Below are 21,940 nucleotides of genomic sequence, written 5' to 3' on the forward strand. Positions count from 1 at the left end.
GGGCCTGTCAGCCTAGTTCACGGCTGAAGCTTTCTTCCTGGTGCTACTTGTTCTTTCCTTCAGTGTTGGGATCGTCGCTTTTGTTGTTGGACGACGCTGGGGAGGATGAGCTTCCGCTGATTGCCTCACGGGTGGCTCGATAGCCTTTGCGTGCGCCATTGGCTACTGCATGCCCCACTGACTTAGCTGTTTCGACGGTGGCGTGGCCGATTTCTTTCCCGACTTCTACAGTCTTATCCGCAGCCTCTACTGCCGACTCCTTGATTTCGTGACACGCCTTGCCCAAATCGGCCATGGCCAAGGGGCTGGCCACCATCAAGGCTAGGCTCGTGCAAAGTACGATGCGGTTCTTGGTCATAGCGCGCTCCTTGCGTTCTCCTCTGTCGGGGGAAAATTGAATTGGACGTCAATGTTTACAGCCTAGTACGGCCGGAACGGAAGAATGTGCCGATTTGTAGCCTTGGCTACCAGGAAAGAAACAAAGTCAAAGGGACAAGCGTATGAAGCACCTTGTCCCTTGAGTCCTTTGCAGATGGTGTATCGGAGAATTTAGCCCATGGTGGCGATGGCGTCGGCAAGGGCGAGGATGCGCAGGGCCTCCTCGACATGGAGGTTCTCCACCAGTTTGCCATTCACCACCACCACCCCTTGTCCGGCGTCGCGGGCATCCTGCCAGGCGGCGATCAGTTGCCGCGCATCGGCTACTTCCTGCATATCGGGAGCGAACATGGCATTCGCGGCATCGATCTGCTTGGGATGGATCAGCGTCTTGCCGTCGAACCCCATGTCACGCCCTTGCCGGCAGGCCTGCTGTAACCCGGCCTCATCGTTCAAGTCCAGGTAAACGCCGTCAAGGATGGTCAAGCCATAAGCCCGAGCGGCGAGAACGCCGAGCGACAGGGCGCCGATCATGCCGATACGGTCCGGTGTATGGCGTGCGCGTAACTCCTTGGCCAGGTCGGAGGTGCCGATCACGATGGCTTTGAGGCGCGGATGGGCGGCGGCGATGGCGTTGATCTCAAGAAAGGCCCGGGGGGTCTCGGCCATGATCCATACCGCCAGGTCCGCTGGTGCTCCGGCGGCATCCAGCGCGGCTACTGCGTCACGGACCTGATCCGGCCGTTCCACCTTGGGAAAAAGAACGGCATCCGCGCCGCAGTTCGCCACTGCGGTTACGTCGTCGCGCCCCCAGACGGTATCCAGCCCATTGACCCGCACGATCACCTCGCGAGGCCCGTAACCGCCTGCGCGAACGGCTGCTGCGACCTGCTCCCGGGCCAGTGCCTTGGCATCAGGGGCGACGGCATCCTCCAGGTCGAGAATCAGGCCGTCCGCCGCTAGGCTGCGCGCCTTCTCCAGGGCGCGGGCGTTGGCCCCCGGCATGTAAAGCACCGAACGGCGTGGACGAGGCTTACTGCTCATGTATGGCTCCTTGAGTGTTCTCGGTACGGCCGATCAGTTCGGCCTAGTCTATTAATTTTCTGCCAGCTTGATGCTGACGATGTCGATTAGGCATCTATCCCAGGTGACGGCTCCCCTGCCCTCGTGCGGGCCTGCTTCATGCAGAACCCCGTAATCCGCGCGGCCGCCGCAGATGATAGTCGAACCCATCCAGGTTGAGGCGGCATCGTCGGCTGTACGGGAGCTGGCGCATGCCGGTCATTCGGGTCTGGTTGCTCCGCAGCGCAAGGCTGGTGTCTTGCGCCGGCTACGAGCGGGCGCACGGCGCCTCCCCCTCCCCTGCTCCCAGATCGATTCCTATCGGCCGCGGATGCATCTGGATATCCCGATATAAGCAACAAAGATTTCCTTCGTTCGTGGCGAAAAACCCCGGCCGTAGATTGTCATTCGCCCGGTGCATGACGGATCACGCACCGGGCAGCCAGCCCCGTCCCAAGGAAATCGCCATGACCGCTCCGACCCTCGCCGAAACTTCGCTCCCCAACACCGAGCTGCCCCCCCTTACTACCGAAGTCGCCCCGGCGCGTCTGCTCGACGAGGCCCGCGCCCGAGCCCGGACTAGCGGCCTGAATTACGCCGGCGGCCTTTATCCCCCCGAGGCCTGGCAACTGGTTGCCAGTGGAAAGGCGGTGCTGGTGGACGTGCGCACCGCGGAAGAACTGAAGTTTGTCGGCCGGGTGCCCGGCGCCTTGCATGTGGCCTGGCAGACCGGTCCGGCCATGATCAAGAACCCGCGCTTCCTGCGTGAGCTGGAAAACAAGGTCGGCAAGGACGACGTGGTGCTGTTTCTCTGCCGCAGCGGCAAGCGTTCCGCTGCGGCTGCCGAGGCCGCTACCGCCAAGGGGTTCAGCCAGGTTTTCAACATCCTCGAAGGCTTCGAGGGCGATCTGGACAACCAGCAGCAGCGCGGCGATTCCGGTGGATGGCGGCGCTGGGGCCTGCCCTGGGTGCAGGACTGAGCCATGGGCGACCTGAATCCGAATGGCCTGGGTACGGTCTCTCCCGAGCAGCACTGGAACCTGGACCACGTTGTTGCTGAACTGCGCCAGGCCCGCCTGCGCTGGCGCGGCGCCCACGGCCGGCTGCGCGAGTTACGCGCCCGGGAACTGCCTTCCCGGGAAGCCCTGGGTGAGATCGTCCAGGCCTTGTGCGGCGCCCTCTTCCCGATGCGCCTCGGTCCTCCGGACCTGCGCGACGAGAGCGAGGACTACTACGTTGGCCACACCCTGGACATCGCCCTCAACGCCCTGCTCGCCCAGGTGCGTCTGGAGCTGGCCTACCAGGCCCGCCAGCATGGCCGCGACAGCAGCCAGGCCGAGCACGACGCGGTGGATATCGTGCGCCGCTTCGCCGCAGCCCTGCCCGGTATTCGTGGCTTGCTCGACAGCGATGTGGTGGCTGCCTTCCAGGGCGACCCGGCGGCCCGCAGCGTTGACGAGGTGCTCCTCTGCTATCCGGGGGTGGTGGCGGTGACCCACTACCGCCTCGCCCACAGCCTCTACAACCTGGGTGTGCCGCTGCTGGCGCGCATGGTGGCGGAAATCGCCCACGGCGAAACCGGTATCGACATTCACCCCGGCGCCCGGATTGGCTCCGGCTTCTTCATCGACCACGGCACAGGCGTGGTGATCGGCGAAACCGCCGTCATCGGTGCCCGGGTGCGCCTCTACCAGGCCGTCACCCTGGGGGCCAAGCGCTTCGAGGTGGACGAGAACAGCGACTGCGGCGCCCTGGCCAAGGGCCAGCCCCGCCACCCGATCGTCGAGGACGAGGTGGTGATCTACGCCGGCGCCACCATCCTCGGGCGCATCACCATCGGCCGCGGCTCGGTGATCGGTGGCAACGTCTGGCTGACCCGCAGCGTTCCCCCGGGCAGCAACATCACCCAAGCCAACCTGCTTCAGGAGAGTGCTCCCCAGCCATGAACCTTCCACTTCTGCTGTACCGCTGTAGTCCCTTTCAAACCTGCTCAGGAGTAATCAATGGCTGAACACCAGGATGTGCGCCAGGCCCTCGGCGACAACGCCGCGCGCCAGCTCGCCAACGCCACCAAGACAGTTCCCCAGTACTCGATCATCACCCCCCGCTGGCTGGTGCACCTGCTGCAATGGCAGCCCGTGGAAGCTGGCATTTTCCGCCTCAACAAGGTCAAGAACGCTGCCCTGATCCGGGTAGCGTGCTCCAAGCGCGACGAGGCCGAATTGCCCCAGACCTTCGTCGACTACGAGGATCAGCCCCGGGAATATTTCCTCAACGCCGTCACCACCATCCTCGATGTGCACACCCGGGTCTCGGACCTCTACAGCAGCCCCCACGACCAGATCAAGGAGCAACTGCGCCTCACCATCGAGACCATCAAGGAGCGCCAGGAAAGCGAGCTGATCAACAACCCGGAGTACGGCCTGCTCGCCAATGTGGACCCGACCCAACGCATTTCCACCCTGACTGGCGCTCCGACCCCCGATGACCTGGACGAGCTGATCAGCAAGGTGTGGAAAGAGCCGGGCTTCTTCCTCGCCCACCCCTTGGCGATCGCCGCCTTCGGTCGGGAATGCACCCGTCGCGGTGTGCCCCCGCCCACGGTCAGCCTGTTCGGCTCCCAGTTCCTCACCTGGCGCGGCCTGCCCCTGATCCCCTCCGACAAGCTGCCCATCGACGAAGACGGCAAGACCCAGATCCTGCTGCTGCGCGTCGGCGACAAGCGCCAGGGCGTGGTCGGCCTGTACCAACCCGGCCTGGCCGGCGAACAGAGCCCAGGGCTGTCGGTGCGCTTCATGGGCATCAACCGTAACGCCATCGCCTCCTACCTGATTTCGCTGTATTGCTCGCTGGCGGTACTCACCGAAGACGCCCTGGCGGTTCTCGAAGACGTGGAGATCGGCAAGTACCATGACTACCCCGACACCTACAAGTAATGGCGTGACCGGGCTGGCGTCGTCGCCGCCGGGCCTGCCCGACGTGGATACCCTGGCCCGGCTGGCCGGCGAGTTCTTTGCCACCCTGCCTGGCGGGGGCGCCTCGCCGGCTTTTGCGCCGGCGCCAGCACGGGGCGTGGCCGAAGGGGGGGCACCGTCGCCAGCGTCTCCTGCCTTGGCCAACGATCCGGTCGAGGCCGCGCCGTCGGCCGGTCGTGGCGCTGCCGGGCCGGCAGTACCGGAGGCCTATGCGGCAGCCTTGCCCACGGTGCCCCTGGCCGGAACACCAGGGCCGGGCAGTCCCTACTACTTCCTCGGGGAATCGAGCGCCTACCGGGCCGAGTCACCGGTTCTACCCGACAGCGCCCTGCTGCCGGGCGGTTCGGTGTCGCCCCAGTCCTTCGGCTTACCTGGCCAGGACGAGCTGCGGGCCCTGCTCGCCGAGATCGGCGGCTCCTCCCGGGGTGAGGTCGCGCGTCAGGAGGCGTCGGCCCCTGGCTTCTACTTCCTCGACCAGAGCGGTGGTCCGCGCGGGCAACGCTATGCCGAGCCGCCGGAAGCGCCGTCCCAGCTACAGGTAGCCACGCCGCCCTTCGACATCAACGCCGTGCGCCGGGATTTCCCGATTCTCGCCGAGCGAGTCAATGGCCGCCCCCTGATCTGGCTCGACAATGCCGCCACGACGCAGAAGCCCCAGGCGGTGATCGACCGGCTGGCCTACTTCTACGCCCACGAAAACTCCAACATCCACCGGGCCGCCCACGAACTGGCCGCACGGGCCACCGACGCCTACGAGGCGGCGCGGCACAAGGTGGCGCGCTTTCTCGGCGCCGGTTCGCCGGAGGAGATCGTGTTCGTGCGCGGCGCCACCGAGGCCATCAACCTGGTGGCCAAGACCTGGGGGGCGCAGAACATCGGGCCCGGCGACGAGATCGTCGTCTCCCTGCTCGAACACCACGCCAACATCGTGCCCTGGCAGCAGCTCGCTGCCGCCAGCGGGGCGAAGATCCGCGTGATTCCGGTAGACGACGACGGCCAGATCCTGCTCGACGAGTACCAGAAGCTGCTCAACAGCCGCACCAGGCTGGTGGCCATCACCCAGGTTTCCAACGCCCTGGGTACGGTGACGCCGGTCAAGCAGATCATCGACCTGGCTCACCGGGCCGGCGCCCGGGTGCTGGTGGACGGGGCCCAGTCGGTGTCGCACCTGCGGGTCAACGTCCAGGCCCTGGATGCGGACTTCTTCGTCTTTTCCGGGCACAAGGTATTCGCCCCCACCGGCATCGGTGTGGTCTATGCCAAGAAAGAGTTGCTGGAGGCCATGCCCCCTTGGCAGGGGGGCGGCAACATGATCGCCGACGTCACTTTCGAGCGCACCCAGTACCAGCCGCCGCCCAACAAGTTCGAGGCCGGCACCGGCAACATCGCCGACGCGGTGGGGCTGGGCGCCGCCCTGGACTACGTGGAGCGGATCGGCCTGGAGAACATCGCCCACTACGAGCACCTGCTGCTCGACTACGCCACCCAGGGGCTGAAGACCGTCCCCGGGCTGCGCCTGGTGGGCACCGCCCGGGACAAGACCAGCGTGCTGTCCTTCGTTCTGGAGGGCTACCGTACCGAGGAAGTGGGCGCGGCCCTCAACCGGGATGGTATCGCCGTGCGCTCCGGCCACCACTGCGCCCAGCCGATCCTGCGCCGCTTCGGCCTGGAAGCAACGGTGCGCCCGTCCCTGGCCTTTTACAACACCTGCGAGGAGGTCGATACCCTGGTGGCCGTGCTGCACCGCTTGGCCCGGGGCAAGGGGAACACGGCGCTGCGCTAGCCGCGCTGTGTCTGCCCGATGGAAAAAGCCTCCGCCTGCAAAGGTGGAGGCTTTTTCCATGGTGGGAAATTGGGGGGGATGCCGCAACGCCGAACTGCAGCGCCGGCCATGCTGGGCACAACCGGCCGGGCCTGCTGTCGGTTACGGCTGTTCGGCAGTTTCCCGGTGCGGCTCGATCAGGCCCAGGCGTTTCAGGTCGGCGCGCAGAGTGTAGCGCGAAATTCCCAGGCGTTTGGCGGTACGCACCTGGTTACCCTGGCAGTGGGAAAAAGCCTGGGTGATGAGCAGGCGGTTCACCGTGTCGTGGAGGTTTTCCCGGTCGCTGCCGATCAGGCAGGCCAGGGCGTTTTCCAATCCGGCCAACGGGTCTTCGTCGCCGGTGGGGCGAATGCCGCCGCCGCTGCCCGGTAGCGGCGGCCGGCCGCTCAAGCGCAAGTCGGCCACGTCGATGGTCTGGCGGCGGCACATGATCAGGGCGTAATGGACGACGTTCTCCAGTTCCCGGATGTTGCCCGGCCAGTCGTGGCCGAGCAGGGCCTGCTCGGCCTGGGGGGAAACGTCCACCGTTCCCAGCCCGAGGCGGCGGCGATAGACGTCGATGAAATAATCCACCAGGGGCAGGATGTCGCCGCGCCGCTCGCGCAGCGGCGCTAGGGCGACCGGCGCTACTGCCAGTCGGTAATACAGGTCGTGGCGGAAGTTGCCGGCATCTACCGCCCGCTCCAGATCCACGTTGGTGGCGGCCACCAGCCGCACGTCCACGGGGATCGGCTTGCGCGAGCCGAGGCGCACCACCTGCCGCTCTTGCAGCACCCGCAGCAGCTTGACCTGCAGGGCCAGGGGCATGTCCCCCACCTCGTCGAGGAACAGGGTGCCGCCGTCGGCGGCTTCGAACCAGCCGGCCCGGGCCTGCTGAGCACCGGTGAAGGCACCGCTTTCATGGCCGAATAGCTCCGACTCCACCAGGTTTTCGCTAAAGGCGCCGCAGTTGACGGCGATGAATGGGCCGTGCCGGCTGCTCTGTTCGTGGATGTGCCGGGCCAACAGTTCCTTGCCGGTACCGGTTTCGCCGGTGATCAGCACGGTGGCCTCGCTTGGCGCCAGGCGCTCGATCTGGCGCAGCAGCGCTTGGGACAGCGGATCGCTGAAGACCAGGGCCTTGGCCCGGATGGACAAGGTCAGCTCGCCGGCATTGGGAAAGGCCAGCAGCTTGACGGATGGAGCAGTCATTGTTGTGTGTCGTTGGGGAGCGCCTTGGCGCTGAAGGACGTCAATCTAGGCCGCATTGCAGCAGTCAGAAACGAACGATTTGTTATTTGCTTCTTTCCTTTCGGCAGGATCGAGGTCTGCATGGATAAAGGCTCTTCGGGCAGTTGGAAGATTTTCGGCGCAACCCCATGAATTCACGTTTTATTCCCGATGCAAATGAATAAATAGGAAATCCATCGTAGGGGGCGCCGTCCCGGCTGGCTAGCATCGGATGCTTTCGCTGGCTGCCCTGTGGGGCCCGCCGGCGCCGTTTACCCGGTCTGCCGACCATCCGCCGAGGACTATCGCCATGGGTCGTTCCGAATCCCTGCCTTCCGCCGTTGCCGAGGCGGTGCATCCCGATGCTCCGTTCTGGCTGCCGTTCACCCCCAATCGGGAATTCAAGACTGGCGGCGCCCGCCTCGCTGCCCGGGCCGAGGGGATCTATTACTGGGACGACCAGGGGCGCCGCATCATTGACGCCTCCTCCGGCCTGTTCTGTGTTGCCGCCGGCCACGGCCGCCGCGAGATTGCCGAGGCGGTGGGCCGCCAGGTCGCCGAGTTGGATTACCTCCCGCCCTTCCTGCGCGCCCATGGCAAGGCATTCGAATTGGCGCGGCGCATCGCCGAACTGACGCCCGGTGATCTGAATCGCATCTTCTTCACGAACTCTGGATCCGAAGCTGTTGATTCAGCTATGAAAATAGCCTTGGCGTATCACCGCGCCCGAGGCCAGGGGCAACGCCAGATCTTCATCTCCCGGGAACGGGCCTACCACGGCGTCAATTTCGGCGGCATCGCCCTTTCGGGCATGGCCAACAACCGCCGCCATTTCGGCATCGGCCTGGCCCCGGTGGCCCACCTGCGCCACCACCATCTTCAGGAAAACGCCTTCACCCGGGGTCAGGGCGCCCAGGGTGCCGAGCTGGCCGATGACCTGCTGCGCCTGATCAACCTGCACGGGGCGGAGAACATCGCCGCCGTGTTCGTCGAGCCGGTGGCCGGCTCCACCGGGGTGCTGGTGCCGCCGCGGGGCTACCTGCAACGCCTCCGGGAAATTTGCGACCAGCACCAGCTGTTGCTGGTGTTCGACGAGGTGATCAGTGGTTTCGGCCGCCTGGGCGACAACTTCGGCGCCCAGACCTTCGGCGTTACCCCGGACATCATGACCCTGGCCAAGGCGCTCACCAACGGCACCGTGCCGATGGGGGCGGTGGCCGCCTCCCAGCGCATCTACGACGGCATCGTCGCCGCTGCAGGAGAGCAGTCCATCGAGTTCTTCCACGGCTATACCTACTCGGCCCACCCCCTGGCCTGCGCCGCCGGCCTGGCAGTCCTGGACATCTATCGGGACGAAGGCCTGTTCGAACGGGCCCAGAAGCTGTCGCCCTACTTCCTCGACATGGTGTTTTCCCTGCGCGACCTGCCTATCGTCACCGACATTCGCGGCATCGGCTTCCTGGCCGGCTTCGACGTGGCCGCGGACGGGGCCCCCGGGGTGCGGGGCCACGAGCTGCAAAAACGCCTGTGGGATGCCGGCTTGCACCTCAAGACCACTGGCGACGCGGCCATCCTGGCGCCGGCTTACATTGCTGAAAAAGCCCACATCGACGAGATCGGCGACACCCTGCGCCGGGTGCTGAAGAGCTTCTGATCCCGCCCTCCCGTTTGTTTCATCCATGGGGCTGCGCCGCCGCGGGCCAGCCCTTTTTCTGCTTGCAGCTTTCTGTCATGACCTCCCCTCTCCTTTTCGCCAGCCCCGGGCGCCCGCCCGGCGAGATCGTGGTCTTTCGCGCCCGCCGCATCCTCACCATGAACCCCGCCCAGCCCGAGGCCACCCACGTGGCGGTGCAAGACGGCCGCATCCTGGCTGTGGGCGATGGGGAGACTGCCGCTGCCTGGGGACCGGCGCGGCTGGACGAACGCTTTGCCGATCAGGTGCTGCTGCCCGGTTTCGTCGAGGGGCACAGCCACCTGATGGAGGGGGGCGTGTGGGACTTCGTCTATTGCGGCTACCATGACCGGCGCGACCCCGGCGGCCGGCTGTGGCCGGGGCTGAAGAGCTTTGCCGCGGTGGTGGAGCGGTTGCGCCAGGCCCAGGCCGACCAGGCCGATCCCCAGGCGCCTCTGCTCGGCTGGGGGTTCGACCCGATCCATTTCGGCACGGCACGGATGACCGTGGCCGAACTCGACCAGGTGTCCCGGGAACGGCCGGTGGCGGTGATGCACGCCAACTTCCACCTGCTCAACGCCAACCGCGCCATGCTGGCGCGGGCCGGTATCGACCGGCACTGCGAAGCCGAGGGCGTCGCCCGGGACGCAACCGGCGAGCCCACCGGCGAGCTGCAGGAAACGGCCATGTTTCCGGTCTTTCGTGCCATCGACAACGCTTTCTACGAAGCCGGCCAGACCGTGCGCGGCGCCTGGAATTTCGCCCGGGCGGCACTTCAGGGCGGAGTCACCACCGCCACGGACCTGGTCAGCGACCTGGCGCCGGAGACCCTCGACCGCCTCCACGCCATTACCGCCGACCCGGCCTATCCGGTGCGCCTGGTGCCGGCCTTTTTGCCCCTGCGCGCCCCGGGCGTGGACGGGGTGGCCCGGGTGCTCGACGCCCGGCGACGCAATACCGCCAAGTTTCTCGCCGGCCCGGTCAAGGTCGTGGTGGATGGCTCGATCCAGGGCTTCACCGGCCGCCTCAAGTGGCCGGGCTACTACAACGGCCGGGAAAACGGCCTGTGGCTGGTGCCGCCGTCCCAGTTGCGCGAGCAGCTGGAGCCCTACCACCGGGCCGGCCTAACCCTGCACCTGCACGTGAACGGCGACGAGGCTTCGGAACTGGCCATCGAGGCCCTGGAGGAACTGCTGGCCGCCCATCCGCGCCCGGACCATCGCCATACCCTGCAGCACTGCCAGATGGCCGACGCCGCCCAGTTCCGCCGCATGAAGGCCCTGGGCCTGTGCGCCAACCTGTTCGCCAACCACCTCTACTACTGGGGTGATGCCCATTTCGAGCAGACCCTGGGCCCGGACCGGACCCGCCGTCTCGACGCCTGCGGCACCGCCCTGCGCGAAGGTGTGCCCTTCTCGATCCACTCCGATGCGCCGATTACACCCCTGGCTCCCCTCTTTTCCGCCTGGTGCGCGGTGAACCGCATCAGCCACGGCGGCCGGCTGCTCGGCCCGGATGAGCGCATTCCGGTGACCGCGGCCCTGCGTGCCATCACCCTGGGGGCCGCCTACACCCTCAAGCTCGACCACCTGGTGGGTAGCATCGAGGTGGGCAAATGGGCCGATTTCGCCGTGCTCGACGACGACCCCCTGACGGTGGCCCCGCACCGCCTGAAGGATGTGCCGGTGTGGGGCACGGTGCTGGCCGGCCAGCCCTTCCCCGCCCCCCGGCCGGCGTGAGGCGCGGCGCCGTGCTCTTCACGGCAGCGCCCCTTGGCGCTCCGCCCGCCCTTCCGCCCGGCGTATCGGGCCAGGCGCCGATCCCCCTTACCGTCATCGGCGGTTTTCTCGGCGCCGGCAAGACCTCCCTGATCAACCACCTGCTGGCGGCGCCCGGCGGCGAACCCCTGACCGTGCTGGTCAACGATTTCGGCGCCCTGGAAATCGATGCCGCCCTGATCCGCGCCCGCAGCGGCGACACCCTCAGCCTGGCCAACGGCTGCATCTGCTGCTCCATGGGCGGCGACCTGGTCCAGGCCCTGCTCGCCCTGGAACGGCGCCCCGAGGCCCCACGCCGTTTGGTGGTCGAAACCAGCGGCGTGGCCGATCCGGGCAAGGTGGCCCAGATCGGCCTGCTGGCGGCCGGCTACCGGCTCGATGCGGTGGTGGTGGTGGTGGATGCCGGGGCCTTTCCCGCCCTGCTGGCGGATCCGCGGCTGGGTGACACGGTGGCCCGCCAGGTGAAGCGAGCCGATCTGCTGGTGGTGAACAAGGCCGACACCATCGGCCTGACCGAACAGCGGGCCCTGGAGAAAATCCTGGAGAGCCTGGCGCCGACCGCCCCCCGGCTGCTGACCCGGGAAGGGCGGGTTCCCGCCCAGGTCCTGCTGGGCGAGGCGACGCCCCCGGTGGGGGCTGACGATGCCAACGCGCCAACTGCGCCGCCCAGGCCCCGCTCCGGCCCGCCAGGGGGAGCGGGTAACCCTGGAAGGCAGCGAGTGTTGGCGCAGCCCCCCTCCCCCCGTCCTGAGCCAGCCTACTTCACCCTGTCCTGGACGTATCTCCAGCCCCTGCGCCCCGACCGGGCGCGGGAACTGCTCGACCGGGCCCTGCCTGCCCGCCTGCTGCGCGGTAAGGCGCTACTGAACCTGTACGGCGATGACCGGCCCTGGCTGTGGCAGCGCGCCGGGGGACGCAGCCGCTGGGAGCGCCTGGAAGCTTCCCCTCCCGGGTTGGCCCCCGGCGAGTCCCGGGTGGTGCTGATCAGCCTGGCGTCCGCTGCGGACGAGGCGGAGGCTAAGTCCCTGCTCAGGCGCCTAGGCACCTGAGCGATCCGCCATCCCGGCTCAAGCCGCGGCGAGGAAGGCGTGCAGCCGGGCGTTGGTTTCCTCCGGCTGCTCCAGCATGATCTGGTGGCCGCAGCGGGGCACGACGTGCAGTTCGGCCCGGGGCAGCCGGGTGGCCAGGTCGGCGGCGATGGCGGCCGGGGTCAGGCCGTCGCTGTCCCCGGCCAGCAACAGTACCGGCAGATCCAGTTGCGGTAGGACCTGGGGAGCGATCGGCGCGGCACCGGCGAGCAGGGACTTGAATACGTGCAGCGAATTGCGCCGGGCCACCGCCTCCTCGTGGGCGACCAGGGCCCGGTCCGCGTCCGGATGCCAGGCCCGGCGGCGAAAGCCCCGGGCCAGCAGGGGGCGCAGCAGCTCCAGCAGACCCGTCGGCAGCCAGGCCAGCGGACCCCGGGCCAGTTTTTCCGAGGCCGGCGGCGTTCCCAGCAGCGCCACCCGGTCGATGTCACCCAGGCGCCCGTCCCGATGCAGCGCCAGCAGCACCGCCAGGGTCAGCCGGGCGCCATAGGAGTGGGCCACCAGGACGTTGCGGGCGCTGCCGAAGGTGCTCACCAGCTGCCGGTAATCCTCGGCCAGCGCGTCGCTGGCATAGGCTTCCCGTTGCCGGGGCTGGGGGCTCTGGCCGTGGCCGAGGAAGTCCCAGGCCACCACCCGGTAGCCCGCCGCCACCAGGGCCTGCCACTGGTGGCGCCACTGGTGCTTGTTGCCGCCGGCGCCATGGCAGAGGAACACCGTGGTGTCGGCCCGGGCGCCTCCTTCGTGGCGGCGCAGGTGAACGAAGCGGCCGGGACGGATCTCTTCCAGTTCGCCGGGGCCGATGCCCCATGCGTCGACGGAAAGATGGGAAGTGCGTTGCGGGTCATGGCTCATGACGTAACTCCGAAAACATGGAGATCAAGGCTGGGCGCGCCTTTCAGGCCACCTGCCGGTCGGATGCCGGCGCTAGGCTTGCCAGGGCGCGGGTCAGGTCCGGGGTGGCGGCGAGCAGGGCCTGGGTGTAGGGGTGACGGGGGGTGGCGAAGACCTGGGCGGTGGCGCCGCTTTCGACGATGCGCCCTTGCTGCATCACGTACACCCGGTCCGTGCTGGCCCGGATCACCCCCAAGTCGTGGGAGACGAACAGGATGGCGACCCGCAGCCGCCGGCCGATGTCGGCCAGCAGGTCGAGGATCTGGGCGCGCACCGTCACGTCCAGGGCCGAAACCGCTTCGTCGAGGACGATCACGTCCGGTTCCACTGCCAGGGCCCGTGCGATGGCGATGCGTTGGCGCTGGCCGCCGGAAAACTGGTGCGGCAGCCGGTCGGCATCGGCCGGCTGCAGGCCCACCTGAGCCAGGGCGGCTTCCACCCGGCGGCGGCGCTCATCCGCAGGCAGGGGGGCGTCGAGCAGATGCAAGGGTTCGGCCACCAGCCGCTCCACGGTCCAGCCCGGGTTGAAGCTGCCGTAGGGGTCCTGGAACACCACCTGGATGCGCCGCCGCAGCGCCCGCAGGGCAGCGCCCCGAGCGGTGGAAAAGGTTTCGCCGTGCAGCCGCACCTCGCCGCCCTGGGGGGCTTCCAGGGCGAGGACGGTGCGCAGCAGGGTGGATTTGCCGCAGCCGGACTCCCCCACCAGGCCGACGCTCTCGCCTCGACGCACTTCCAGGGACACACGGTCCACCGCGCGGAAAGCGTCGGGGCGGCGCCAGAAGCGCAGGCTGCGCCGGGGGCGGGCATAGTCGCGCACCACCTGGCGCACCTCCAGTACTGGGACGCTGCCCTCCTCCACCGCCGGCGCCCGGGTCGGGGCGTAGGCGGCATTGGCCAGCAGGGCCTGGGTGTAGGGATGGCGGGGTTGGCCCAGCACCTGGCCGGTCGGCCCGGATTCGACGATTCGCCCGGCCTGCATCACCGCCACCCGGTCGGTGGTTTCGCCCACCACGGCCAGATCGTGGCTGACCAGGATCAGGCCGCAGCCGTCTTCCCGCACCAGCCGGCGCAGCAGATCAAGGATCTGGGCCTGGGTGGTGACATCCAGGGCGGTGGTTGGCTCGTCGGCGATGATCAGCCGGGGGGCCAGGGCCACGGCGATGGCGATCGCCACCCGCTGGCGCTGCCCACCCGAGAGCGCATGGGGGTAGCGCGCCAAGGAAGCCCGGTCGCCGGGCAGGCCGACCCGCTCCAGGGTGTCCCGGGCCACCCGCCAGGCTTCGGCGGCGCTGACGCGGCGGTGCAGGCGCACCGTTTCCGCCACCTGCTCGCCAATGCTCATCAGCGGGTTGAGGGCGGTCATCGGTTCCTGAAAGACGATGCCGACGTCCCGGCCGCGGATGCGGTTGAGTTCTACCTCGCGCCGGGCGGTCAGATCGTCGCCACCGAGCAGGATGCGTCCCTGCCGCGTCGCGCCTGCCGGCAGCAGGCCGAGCACGGCCAGGGCGGTGAGGGACTTGCCCGAGCCGGATTCTCCCACCAGGCCGAGGATTTCCCCGGCAGCCAGGGTCAGGTTCACGTCGTGGAGCAGCGGGCAGCCGTCCACCGCGATGTCGAGGTGTTCGATGGCGAGCAGGCTCATGGCTGGATCTCCGGGGCGTGCGCCGGGGCCAGGCGGCGGCGCGGATCGAGGCGCTGGTGCAAACCATCGCCGAGCAGGTTGAGGCCGAGTACCGTGGTGGCGATGGCCAGCCCGGGGAACAGGGCCAGGGTGGGCGCCAGGGCGGTCAGGGTCTGGGCCTCGGCTAGCAGGCGGCCCCAGCTGGCGGTGGGGGGCTGGCTGCCCAGGCCCACATAGGAAAGCCCGGCTTCGGCGATGATGCCCAGGGAGAACTGGATGGTGGCCTGCACCACCAGCACCCCACGCAGGTTGGGCAGCAGGTGTTCCAGGGAAATGCGCAGCCGGCCCTTGCCCGCAGTGCGTGCCGCCAGCACGTATTCCCGGTGCCACAGGGACAGGGCCGCGCCCCGGGTGATGCGGGCGAACACGGGTACGTTGAAGAGGCCGATGGCGATCACCGCGTTGACCGCTCCGGGGCCGAACACGGCGGTCATCAGAATCGCCAGGAGCAGCACCGGGAAGGCAAAGAGCAGGTCGTTGGCGCGCATCAGCAGCTCATCCACCCCGCCCCCCCGGGCCGCGGCCCACAGCCCCAGGGGCGTGCCCAGGCTGAGGCCGATGGCCACCGCCAGCAGGGCCACTCCCAGGGAGGTGCGGGCACCGGCCATGAGCAGGGAGAGCACGTCCCGGCCCAGGGCGTCGGTACCCAGCCAGTGCCGGGCCGAGGGGGGCTGGAGGCGCTCGGGAATGGCCATGGCGGCCGGATCGAAGGGCGTCCACAACAGCGACAGGAGCGCCGTGGCGAGAAAGGCCAGGGTCAGGGCCGCGCCGACGGCCAGGGTCGGCGGCCAGGGGGGGCAATGCCTCCGATGGCGGCCCGGGCGCGGCACGGCCCGGGAAAGAATGGCGGTGAGGCTCACGACGGGCGCCTTTCCTTGAGACGGGGATCGACGGCCACGTAGGCCAGGTCGACGACGAAGGTGACCAGGGCCACGGCGAACACCAGCAGGATCACCACGTTCTGCACCACGATCAGGTCGCGCTGGGCGATGGCCTGGAAGACCAGGCGGCCAAGGCCGGGGAGGAAGAAGACGTTCTCGATGATGACCCCGCCGGCGAGCAGGAAGGCGAACTGCATGCCGAGGATGGTCAGTACCGGGATCAGGGCGTTGGGCAGGGCGTGCCGCCACAGGGCGCGGAAGGCGCTCAGGCCCTTGGCCCGGGCGGTGCGCAGGTAATCCTCATGGAGGGTTTCCACCAGGGCGGCGCGTAGTACCCGGGCCAGGATCGCCGCCTGGGGCACGGCCAGGGCCACCGCCGGCAGGGTCAGGGATTTGAGCCCGGGCCAGAGCCCCGCGTCCCAGCCGGCAAAGCCCCCGGCAGACACCCAGCGCAGGTCGATGGCAAACACCAGCACCAGCAGGATGCCCAGCCAAAAGTTGGGCACCGCCACCCCCAGCTGGGCCAGGCCGGACAGCCAGGCGTCCCCTGCCCTGCCCCGCCAAGTGGCGGCCCCCAGCCCGAGCGGCAGGGCCGCCAGGGTGGCCAGGATCAGGGCGTAGGCGGCGAGCGGCAGCGAGACCTGAAGACGCTCGGCAATCAGCTCGCTCACCGGTACCCGGTAGGTGTAGCTCTGGCCGAAGTCGCCCCGGGCCAAGGCCGCCAGCCAGTCCAGATAGCGCTGCCAGGGGGCGGCATCGAGGCCGAGTTGATGGCGCAGGGCCGCCACCGCCTCGGGGGGCGCGTCCAGGCCGAGCATGTAGCGGGCCGGGTCGCCGGGGACGATCTGCAGCACGGCGAACACCACCAGGGTCGCCGCCAGCAGGGTGCCGGCCAGGGACGCCAGGCGTCCCGCCAGGTAGGCCGGACCGAAGCGGTGCAGTATGAAACCGAGCAAGGTCGCCAGGGCCAATCCGCCGACGGCGGCCGTCCAGGGCCAGGGAATGGCCGGACCGTGGCCCGCCGCGGCGCTGACGCCTCCGGGTTCGTCGAAATAGGCGTCGGCGACGATGGTGCCGTCCACCAGCCCGCCCACGTGCAGCCCTTTGAAGCGCCCGTCCCATACCCCCAGCTTGGGGTACTGGAAGAGGAAGCCGTTGACCGCGTCGTCGCTCAGGCGGCGCTGGATGTCGTGCAGCAGCGCGGTGCGCCGAGCCGGTTCGGTGGTGTCGTCCAGGGCGGCGAGCAGAGCCTTGTAGCCGGGTTGGGCGTAGCCGAAGTAGTAATCGTCCCGGCCGTAGATGTCGTAATCCACCGGCTCGGCGTGGACGACCAGGGTCAGGTCGAACTCGCGCCGGGTGAATACCTGGTCCAGCCACTGGGCCCATTCCAGGTTGCGGATGGCTACCCGGATGCCGGCCTGGGCCAGCTGGGCGGCGAGGATTTCCCCGCCGCGCCGGGCATAGGGCGGTGGCGGCAGGGCCAGGGTGACGTCGATCCCTTGTGGGTAGCCGGCTTCAGCCAGCAGCGCTTTGGCTCGGGCCGGGTCGTGGGGATAGCGCCCGGTCAGGTCGAGGGCTGCCGGATGGCGCGGTGGGAAATGGCTCCCGATGGGCAAGCCGTAGCCGAACATGGCGCCGTCGATCAGCGCCTGGCGGTCGATGGCATGGGCGATGGCGCGGCGCACCCGCAGGTCGTCGAAGGGGGCCTTGCGGTTGTTGATGGCAAGCAGGGTCTCACCCTCGGTGGAGCCGACGAAGACGGCAAAGCGCTTGTCGGCCTGGAATTGGGGGATGTTCTCCGGCGATGGGTAGTTGGGAAAGGCATCCACGTCGCCGGCCATCAGGGCGGCAAAGGCGGCACTGGGCTCGGCGATGAACTTGAAAGTGGCCCGGGCCAGCCGGGGGGCGCTGCCCCAGTAGACCGGGTTGCGTTCCAGGACGATGGCGTCGCCGCGCCGCCAGGCGGCGAAGCGGAACGGACCGGTGCCCACCGGCACCGCTGCGTTGCCCTTGGCCGAGGCCGGCGCCACCATCACCAGGGCGGCCCAGCCCAGGGTCTGCAGCAGGCTGCCGCTGCGCCGGGACAGGTCGATGCGCAGGGTCTGGGCATCCTCCGCCACCACCGCCTGGATTGCCGCCAGCTTGGCTTTCTGCGGATTGCCCGAATCCGGTGCCCGGGCCCGCTCCAGGGCGAAGCGGGCCACGCTGGCGTCGAAGGCCGTGCCGTCGTGGAAGCGCACGCCGGGACGCAGGTGGAAGCGGTAGGTCCGCCCGTCCGGCGAAATCTCCCAGGAGGTGGCCAGCTGGGGTTGGGGATCGCCGTTGGCGTCGAGGCGCACCAGGCCTTCGAAAACGTTGCCATACACCACTTCGCTGATCGGCGCCGCCGCCAGGGCGGTGGGGTCGAGAATCGGCGGTTCGAGTTGGATGGCGATGGTGGCCTGGTCCCGGGCCTGGGCCGGTGTTGCCAAGCTCAGGCCGAGGCAGGCCGCCAGGAGCAGGCCCAGGGCAAGGGATATGCTGACGCCGGCGCTGGCCAGGCGGCCGGTCAGCCCGACCCCCAGCCGTTGAAAGAGCTGGTTAATCACGCCGACACGGCCCCTGCGCGGTGGGCGCTCCCGGGGGCGGCGCCAACCCGGGCCAGGATCTGCTGCAGCCGTTCGGCGGCCCCGGCCGCCTCGGCAGGCAGACCCAGCTGGGTGTAGATCCGGGCCAGGGCGCGGTTCACCGGCACGCTGGCCGGGTCGCCGTTGCGTCGCACTTCGAGCCACTGCTGGGCGAGCACCCAGCGGCCGGCCCGGTGGGCGGCGTCGAGCAGCACCTGCTCGAACAGGTCGCGCTGGGCATGGCTGCCGCCGATCACCACCAGGCGCGGTACGGCCAGGGCGAGGTGGCGCACTGCCTCCTCGTGGTCGCCCCGGGCGTAGGCCAGCAACCCACGGCCGGCCGGCAGGGCCACGTCGCGCCAGGTTTCTCGGCTGTGCTCGGGGGCTTCCTCGGCCTGACGGGCGAAAGCGACCAGCAGGGTGTCGGCTTCCGGCCGGCCGGCCCGGGCCAGGCCGTAGAGGTAGAGCAGGCTGAGGAACGGCTGCACCGTATCGTTCTGGCGGACCGCCAGGTGGTCCGCCAGGTCGCCCCAGCGTTCGCCCACGTCCACGCCGGCCAGTTCCAGCCGGGTGAGCAGCTGTACGGCGCCGATCTGATCCTGGGAATAGGCCTTGGCAATGCCCCAGACGTGGCGGTCGTAGATGTCCAGCACCTGCTGGTTGCGCCCCCGGCTCAGGTAGAACACGGCCAGGTGCCACCAGTTGTGGGTGTACATGAAGGAATTGAGCCCCTGCCAGGTGTCGCTGACGCTTTCCAGGAAGACGGCGCCCTCCTCTACCTGGCCCCGGGTCAGCAGCACGTGGGCCAGGGCGTGCTGGGCCCAGGGTTCCTTGCGTTGCAGCCCAATGGCGCGGCGGGCGGCCCCTTCGGCCTGGTCGAGCAGGTGGCACTGCTCGTAGGCGAAGGCAGCCAAGCCGTGGGCGTGGGGCACGTCGGCGTTGTGTGGCAGGACCTTGGCGGCGACCCGCAGCATCTCGGGTGAATTGCCCCGGTTGAATTCCAGGTACTGATGCAGCTTGGCGATGGCCAGGTCCCGCGGGTATTCGTCGCTCAGCTGGTCGCTCAGGCGCAGGGTCTTGGGCAGGTCGTCCTCTACCCAGGCACGCAGCACGGCGATGTTGAGCTGTTCTCGGCGGGTCGCCCGGCCGGCCTGACGCTCGGCCCGATCCAGGTAGGCGGCAGCCCGGGCCGGGGCCTCGGGGGCTTCGAGGAACATCCAGAGAAAGCCGGCGTAGGCATTGGCCAGGGGGTTGTCCGGATCGGCATCGGCCGCGGCGGCGATGTTTTCCGCCCGGGTTTCGTAGCCGAGAAAGCCGCCGACGAAGTCGTCGATGGCCGCCCGGGTGGCCTCGTTGTCACTGGTGACCGTGTTGCCCAAGTAGTCCTGTGCCATGCCTGTTCTCCCTGAAAATCGTTAGCCGGCACGGTTTGATGGTTGCGGCGCCGGATCGGTGTGGTGTTTTTCCTGGCCGTTCGCCTGGGGAGCGGCCAGGAAAAACGACCCGGCCGGGCCGGAAGCGCGTTCCCCACCCCGGCAGGGGCAAGGCGCCGCGCTTCCGATCCGCCGGATCGGGGGGCGATGTTAGTAGGCGAAGCTCAGCTGGACGCCGTAGGTGGCGGGCTGGCCAGCCTGGGCGACGTTATTGCCGGGCAGGAAGAAGTTGCGGGTCTGGTCGTACTTCTCGTTGAGGATGTTCCGGCCGTAGAGGGCCACGGACCAGTTTTCCTTCTTCGAGTTGGGCGACAGCACCACCCGGGCGTTGACCAGCCAGTAGCTCTTGATGTCGTAGGTCTTGCCCAGCCAGGAGTTGTACTTGTCCCGGAAGCTATAGTCGGTTTCGGCACGGACCTTGTAAGTGCCGGCGTTCCAGGCGTAGGAGAGCAGGCCGCCGTAGCTCAGCTTGGGAAAGTTCAGGTCCTTGCCGGCGTAATCGACATAGACCGGGGCGCCGGCAGAGGTAGAGGCCGCCACGTCGAGGCCGCGGAAGTCCTTGAACTTGCCTTCCTTGTAGCCCAGGTACTGGCTCACCTTCAGGCCGGACAGGGGCTCCCAGAGCAGCTCCAGTTCCCCACCCCAGATTTCCGACTTGGGCGCGTTGACGATGCGGCCGATGGGGCCGTAGGTCGGGTCCCACACCGCCGACAACACCTGCTGCTTGCGGTAGTCGTAGTAGAAGGCGGCACCGTTCAGGCGCAGAGTGCGGGTCAGGTCGCTCTTGAAGCCGCCCTCATAGGCCCACAGCCCCTCGGGCTTGAACGGCTCCAGCTGCAGCACGTTGGTGGTGTTGTAGGCGGTGAAGCCGCCGGACTTCACGCCCCGGCTGACACTGGTGTACAGCAAGGTACTGGGCTGCAGCTGGTACTCCAGCCCCAGCTTGCCGGTCACTTCGCTGAGCGAGGTGGACTTGCTGGTGGTGGGAATGAAGCTGATGCCGGTGGTGGTGCCGGTGGAGTAGTTGCGCAGCTGCCGGTCTTCACTCTCGTGGCGCAGACCGCCCACGACCTTCAGGCGGTCGGTGAGCTTGTAATCCGTCTGGCCGAACAGGGCTATGGTTTCCGCCTTTTGCGAGTAGCTGGTCTTGACGATGGGCAGGCCCAGGGAGTTGGAGAAATCGGAAAGGAAGTTCTCCTTCAGGTTCTCCTTGGCGTAATAGACCCCGGTCACCCAGTTCCACGGGCCGCTGCCGGTAGAGGCCAGGCGCACTTCCTGGGAGAAAACGTCGGCGTTGCTGCCGAAGAATTCATCCGAATCACGAGCGGCGGTGCCGTCCCAGTCGTTCAGTTCGCGGCGGCGGAACTTCTCGTAGGCGCTGATACTGGTCAGCTGGGCACCGCCCAGGTCCAGGTTGGCCACCAGGGAATAGCCCTCGCTCTTGTTGTCCCGGGACGGCTTGGCATTGGTACCAAAGCCGGTGGCCTGGGTGAAGGCCGGGCTGAAGCCCCAGCCGGTGCTGGAACGGTTGGTGTCGCGGGCCGTCGCGGTGCCTGGGCCGGTCTTCGGCGTGAACAGGTAGAGCCCCTGGTTTTCCGACTTGTCCTGACCGGTATGAGCGGAAAAGCGCAGGTTGAAGCGGTCGGTGACATCCCATTCGAGCTGACCACGCAGGGCGTACTGGTCCTTGTCGCCCAGGCTTTCACCGGTCACCCGGTTGTGCTGCCAGCCGCCACCCTGGGCCAAGGCACCGGACAGCCGGCCGCGCACGTTGTCGGCCAGGGAGCCCGAGACGTAGCCCTGGGCATTGAGGGCGTTGTAGGCACCGTAATCGATGGTGGCGCCGGTGGAAAACTCCCGGGTCGGCCGGTTGGTGACGAAGTTCACCGCCCCGCCGGTGGTGTTGCGCCCGTACAGGGTACCCTGGGGGCCGCGCAGCACCTCGACCCGGCTCAGGTCGAAGAGCAGGCCCTGGGTCATGATCGGTAGCGAATAGGCCACCTCGTCCACATAGACGCCGACGGTGGGCGAGTTGTTGGCCGCGTAGTCCTGGAAGCCGACGCCGCGGATGCGGTACTGGGGCTGGCCGCTGCCGAAGGCGGGCTCGATTTCCAGGCTGGGCACTTCGCTTTGCAGTTGATTGACCGTGGTGATGCCCCGTTCGCTGACCTCCTTGCCGGTCAGTACGGTGAGGGCGGTGCCCACGTCCTGGGCCGCCTCCGAGCGTTTTTGGGCGGTGACCACCACCTTTTCCAGTTGGGCCGGTTCGCTGGCGTTGGCCGCGCCCGCGGTCTGGGCCTGGACGCCGGGGACGGCGACCACACCGACGACGCCGAGAGAGGCACCGAGCAGGATTCGCTTCATTCTTGGTTTTCCTAGTGATTGGCGAAAAAAGACAACAGGGAACCCGCCGCCGGTGCTCCCCCTGGAGACGCCGGCGGTGGTAAGAGAAATCGGGAAAAGG

Annotated in this window: 16 protein-coding genes; 7 read left to right on the forward strand and 9 right to left on the reverse strand. The window is 68.2% G+C overall.

Annotated elements, in window-relative coordinates:
- Positions 1–43: 43 nt before the first annotated feature.
- Entirely contained in the window at positions 44–358 is a 315-nt protein-coding gene (locus OTERR_RS08050; protein ID WP_149425403.1) for a hypothetical protein, read from the reverse strand.
- Positions 359–549: 191 nt separating this feature from the next.
- On the reverse strand, positions 550–1,422 hold the full coding sequence (locus OTERR_RS08055; protein ID WP_149425404.1) for an HpcH/HpaI aldolase/citrate lyase family protein: 873 nt from the start codon (positions 1,420–1,422) through the stop codon (positions 550–552).
- A 485-nt stretch (positions 1,423–1,907) separates the two neighbouring features.
- On the opposite strand from OTERR_RS08055, the gene OTERR_RS08060 reads away from it, so the two are divergent.
- From OTERR_RS08060 to OTERR_RS08075, 4 genes are read left to right on the forward strand one after another with little or no spacing between them, the layout of a single operon-like run.
- Positions 1,908–2,420 (forward strand): rhodanese-like domain-containing protein, encoded by a 513-nt coding sequence (locus OTERR_RS08060; RefSeq protein WP_149425405.1) that lies wholly within the window; start codon positions 1,908–1,910, stop codon positions 2,418–2,420.
- A gap of 3 nt (positions 2,421–2,423) precedes the next feature.
- On the forward strand, positions 2,424–3,386 hold the full coding sequence (epsC, locus tag OTERR_RS08065; protein WP_149425406.1) for a serine O-acetyltransferase EpsC: 963 nt from the start codon (positions 2,424–2,426) through the stop codon (positions 3,384–3,386).
- 57 nt (positions 3,387–3,443) lie between these two features.
- Positions 3,444–4,376 (forward strand): family 2A encapsulin nanocompartment shell protein, encoded by a 933-nt coding sequence (locus OTERR_RS08070; protein WP_149425407.1) that lies wholly within the window; start codon positions 3,444–3,446, stop codon positions 4,374–4,376.
- Complete coding sequence (locus OTERR_RS08075; protein WP_149425408.1) at positions 4,351–6,198, forward strand: family 2A encapsulin nanocompartment cargo protein cysteine desulfurase; 1,848 nt, start codon at positions 4,351–4,353, stop codon at positions 6,196–6,198. The genes OTERR_RS08070 and OTERR_RS08075 overlap by 26 nt, the downstream gene beginning before the upstream one ends.
- Before the next feature lie 141 nt (positions 6,199–6,339).
- Here the strand turns inward: OTERR_RS08075 and OTERR_RS08080 are convergent, their stop codons facing one another.
- Positions 6,340–7,428, reverse strand: coding sequence for a sigma-54 interaction domain-containing protein (locus OTERR_RS08080; protein ID WP_149425409.1), 1,089 nt, complete (start codon positions 7,426–7,428; stop codon positions 6,340–6,342).
- A 328-nt stretch (positions 7,429–7,756) separates the two neighbouring features.
- Here OTERR_RS08080 and aptA point away from each other — a divergent pair, with 328 nt between their 5' ends.
- From aptA to OTERR_RS08095, 3 genes are all read left to right on the forward strand, one after another.
- A complete protein-coding gene (gene aptA, locus OTERR_RS08085; RefSeq protein ID WP_149425410.1) occupies positions 7,757–9,100 on the forward strand; it encodes an omega-aminotransferase AptA in 1,344 nt (447 codons plus the stop codon).
- A 77-nt stretch (positions 9,101–9,177) separates the two neighbouring features.
- Positions 9,178–10,857: an amidohydrolase gene (locus tag OTERR_RS08090; protein WP_149425411.1), complete on the forward strand. Its 1,680-nt coding sequence runs from the start codon at positions 9,178–9,180 to the stop codon at positions 10,855–10,857.
- An 11-nt stretch (positions 10,858–10,868) separates the two neighbouring features.
- Complete coding sequence (locus OTERR_RS08095) at positions 10,869–11,945, forward strand: CobW family GTP-binding protein (RefSeq protein ID WP_187775333.1); 1,077 nt, start codon at positions 10,869–10,871, stop codon at positions 11,943–11,945.
- Positions 11,946–11,963: 18 nt separating this feature from the next.
- Here OTERR_RS08095 and OTERR_RS08100 read toward each other — a convergent pair whose 3' ends face one another.
- The 6 genes from OTERR_RS08100 to OTERR_RS08125 all read right to left on the reverse strand — a co-directional run bounded on the left by OTERR_RS08100 (position 11,964) and on the right by OTERR_RS08125 (position 21,840).
- A complete protein-coding gene (locus tag OTERR_RS08100; protein ID WP_149425413.1) occupies positions 11,964–12,836 on the reverse strand; it encodes an alpha/beta fold hydrolase in 873 nt (290 codons plus the stop codon).
- 43 nt (positions 12,837–12,879) lie between these two features.
- Positions 12,880–14,517: an ABC transporter ATP-binding protein gene (locus OTERR_RS08105; RefSeq protein WP_149425414.1), complete on the reverse strand. Its 1,638-nt coding sequence runs from the start codon at positions 14,515–14,517 to the stop codon at positions 12,880–12,882.
- Entirely contained in the window at positions 14,514–15,416 is a 903-nt protein-coding gene (locus OTERR_RS08110; RefSeq protein ID WP_223115906.1) for an ABC transporter permease, read from the reverse strand. The genes OTERR_RS08105 and OTERR_RS08110 overlap by 4 nt, the downstream gene beginning before the upstream one ends.
- Complete coding sequence (locus OTERR_RS08115) at positions 15,413–18,025, reverse strand: ABC transporter substrate-binding protein (RefSeq protein WP_223115907.1); 2,613 nt, start codon at positions 18,023–18,025, stop codon at positions 15,413–15,415. Before OTERR_RS08115 ends, OTERR_RS08110 begins: the two co-directional genes overlap by 4 nt.
- A complete protein-coding gene (locus tag OTERR_RS08120; protein ID WP_149425415.1) occupies positions 18,022–19,437 on the reverse strand; it encodes a tetratricopeptide repeat protein in 1,416 nt (471 codons plus the stop codon). The genes OTERR_RS08115 and OTERR_RS08120 overlap by 4 nt, the downstream gene beginning before the upstream one ends.
- 189 nt (positions 19,438–19,626) lie before the next feature.
- Positions 19,627–21,840, reverse strand: coding sequence for a TonB-dependent receptor (locus OTERR_RS08125; RefSeq protein WP_149425416.1), 2,214 nt, complete (start codon positions 21,838–21,840; stop codon positions 19,627–19,629).
- Positions 21,841–21,940 lie beyond the last annotated feature (100 nt).

The sequence above is a fragment of the Oryzomicrobium terrae genome (genome assembly GCF_008274805.1).
GTDB classification, from domain to species: Bacteria; Pseudomonadota; Gammaproteobacteria; order Burkholderiales; family Rhodocyclaceae; genus Oryzomicrobium; species Oryzomicrobium terrae.

Excerpts from the sequence above, each read along its gene's own strand:
- OTERR_RS08125 (WP_149425416.1), bottom strand. The coding sequence starts at position 21,840 with ATGAAGCGAATCCTGCTCGGTGCCTCTCTCGGCGTCGTCGGTGTGGTC.
- OTERR_RS08105 (WP_149425414.1), bottom strand. The coding sequence starts at position 14,517 with ATGAGCCTGCTCGCCATCGAACACCTCGACATCGCGGTGGACGGCTGC.
- aptA (WP_149425410.1), top strand. The coding sequence starts at position 7,757 with ATGGGTCGTTCCGAATCCCTGCCTTCCGCCGTTGCCGAGGCGGTGCAT.
- OTERR_RS08100 (WP_149425413.1), bottom strand. The coding sequence starts at position 12,836 with ATGAGCCATGACCCGCAACGCACTTCCCATCTTTCCGTCGACGCATGG.
- OTERR_RS08050 (WP_149425403.1), bottom strand. The coding sequence starts at position 358 with ATGACCAAGAACCGCATCGTACTTTGCACGAGCCTAGCCTTGATGGTG.
- OTERR_RS08055 (WP_149425404.1), bottom strand. The coding sequence starts at position 1,422 with ATGAGCAGTAAGCCTCGTCCACGCCGTTCGGTGCTTTACATGCCGGGG.
- epsC (WP_149425406.1), top strand. The coding sequence starts at position 2,424 with ATGGGCGACCTGAATCCGAATGGCCTGGGTACGGTCTCTCCCGAGCAG.
- OTERR_RS08080 (WP_149425409.1), bottom strand. The coding sequence starts at position 7,428 with ATGACTGCTCCATCCGTCAAGCTGCTGGCCTTTCCCAATGCCGGCGAG.
- OTERR_RS08090 (WP_149425411.1), top strand. The coding sequence starts at position 9,178 with ATGACCTCCCCTCTCCTTTTCGCCAGCCCCGGGCGCCCGCCCGGCGAG.
- OTERR_RS08060 (WP_149425405.1), top strand. The coding sequence starts at position 1,908 with ATGACCGCTCCGACCCTCGCCGAAACTTCGCTCCCCAACACCGAGCTG.
- OTERR_RS08070 (WP_149425407.1), top strand. The coding sequence starts at position 3,444 with ATGGCTGAACACCAGGATGTGCGCCAGGCCCTCGGCGACAACGCCGCG.
- OTERR_RS08075 (WP_149425408.1), top strand. The coding sequence starts at position 4,351 with ATGACTACCCCGACACCTACAAGTAATGGCGTGACCGGGCTGGCGTCG.
- OTERR_RS08120 (WP_149425415.1), bottom strand. The coding sequence starts at position 19,437 with ATGGCACAGGACTACTTGGGCAACACGGTCACCAGTGACAACGAGGCC.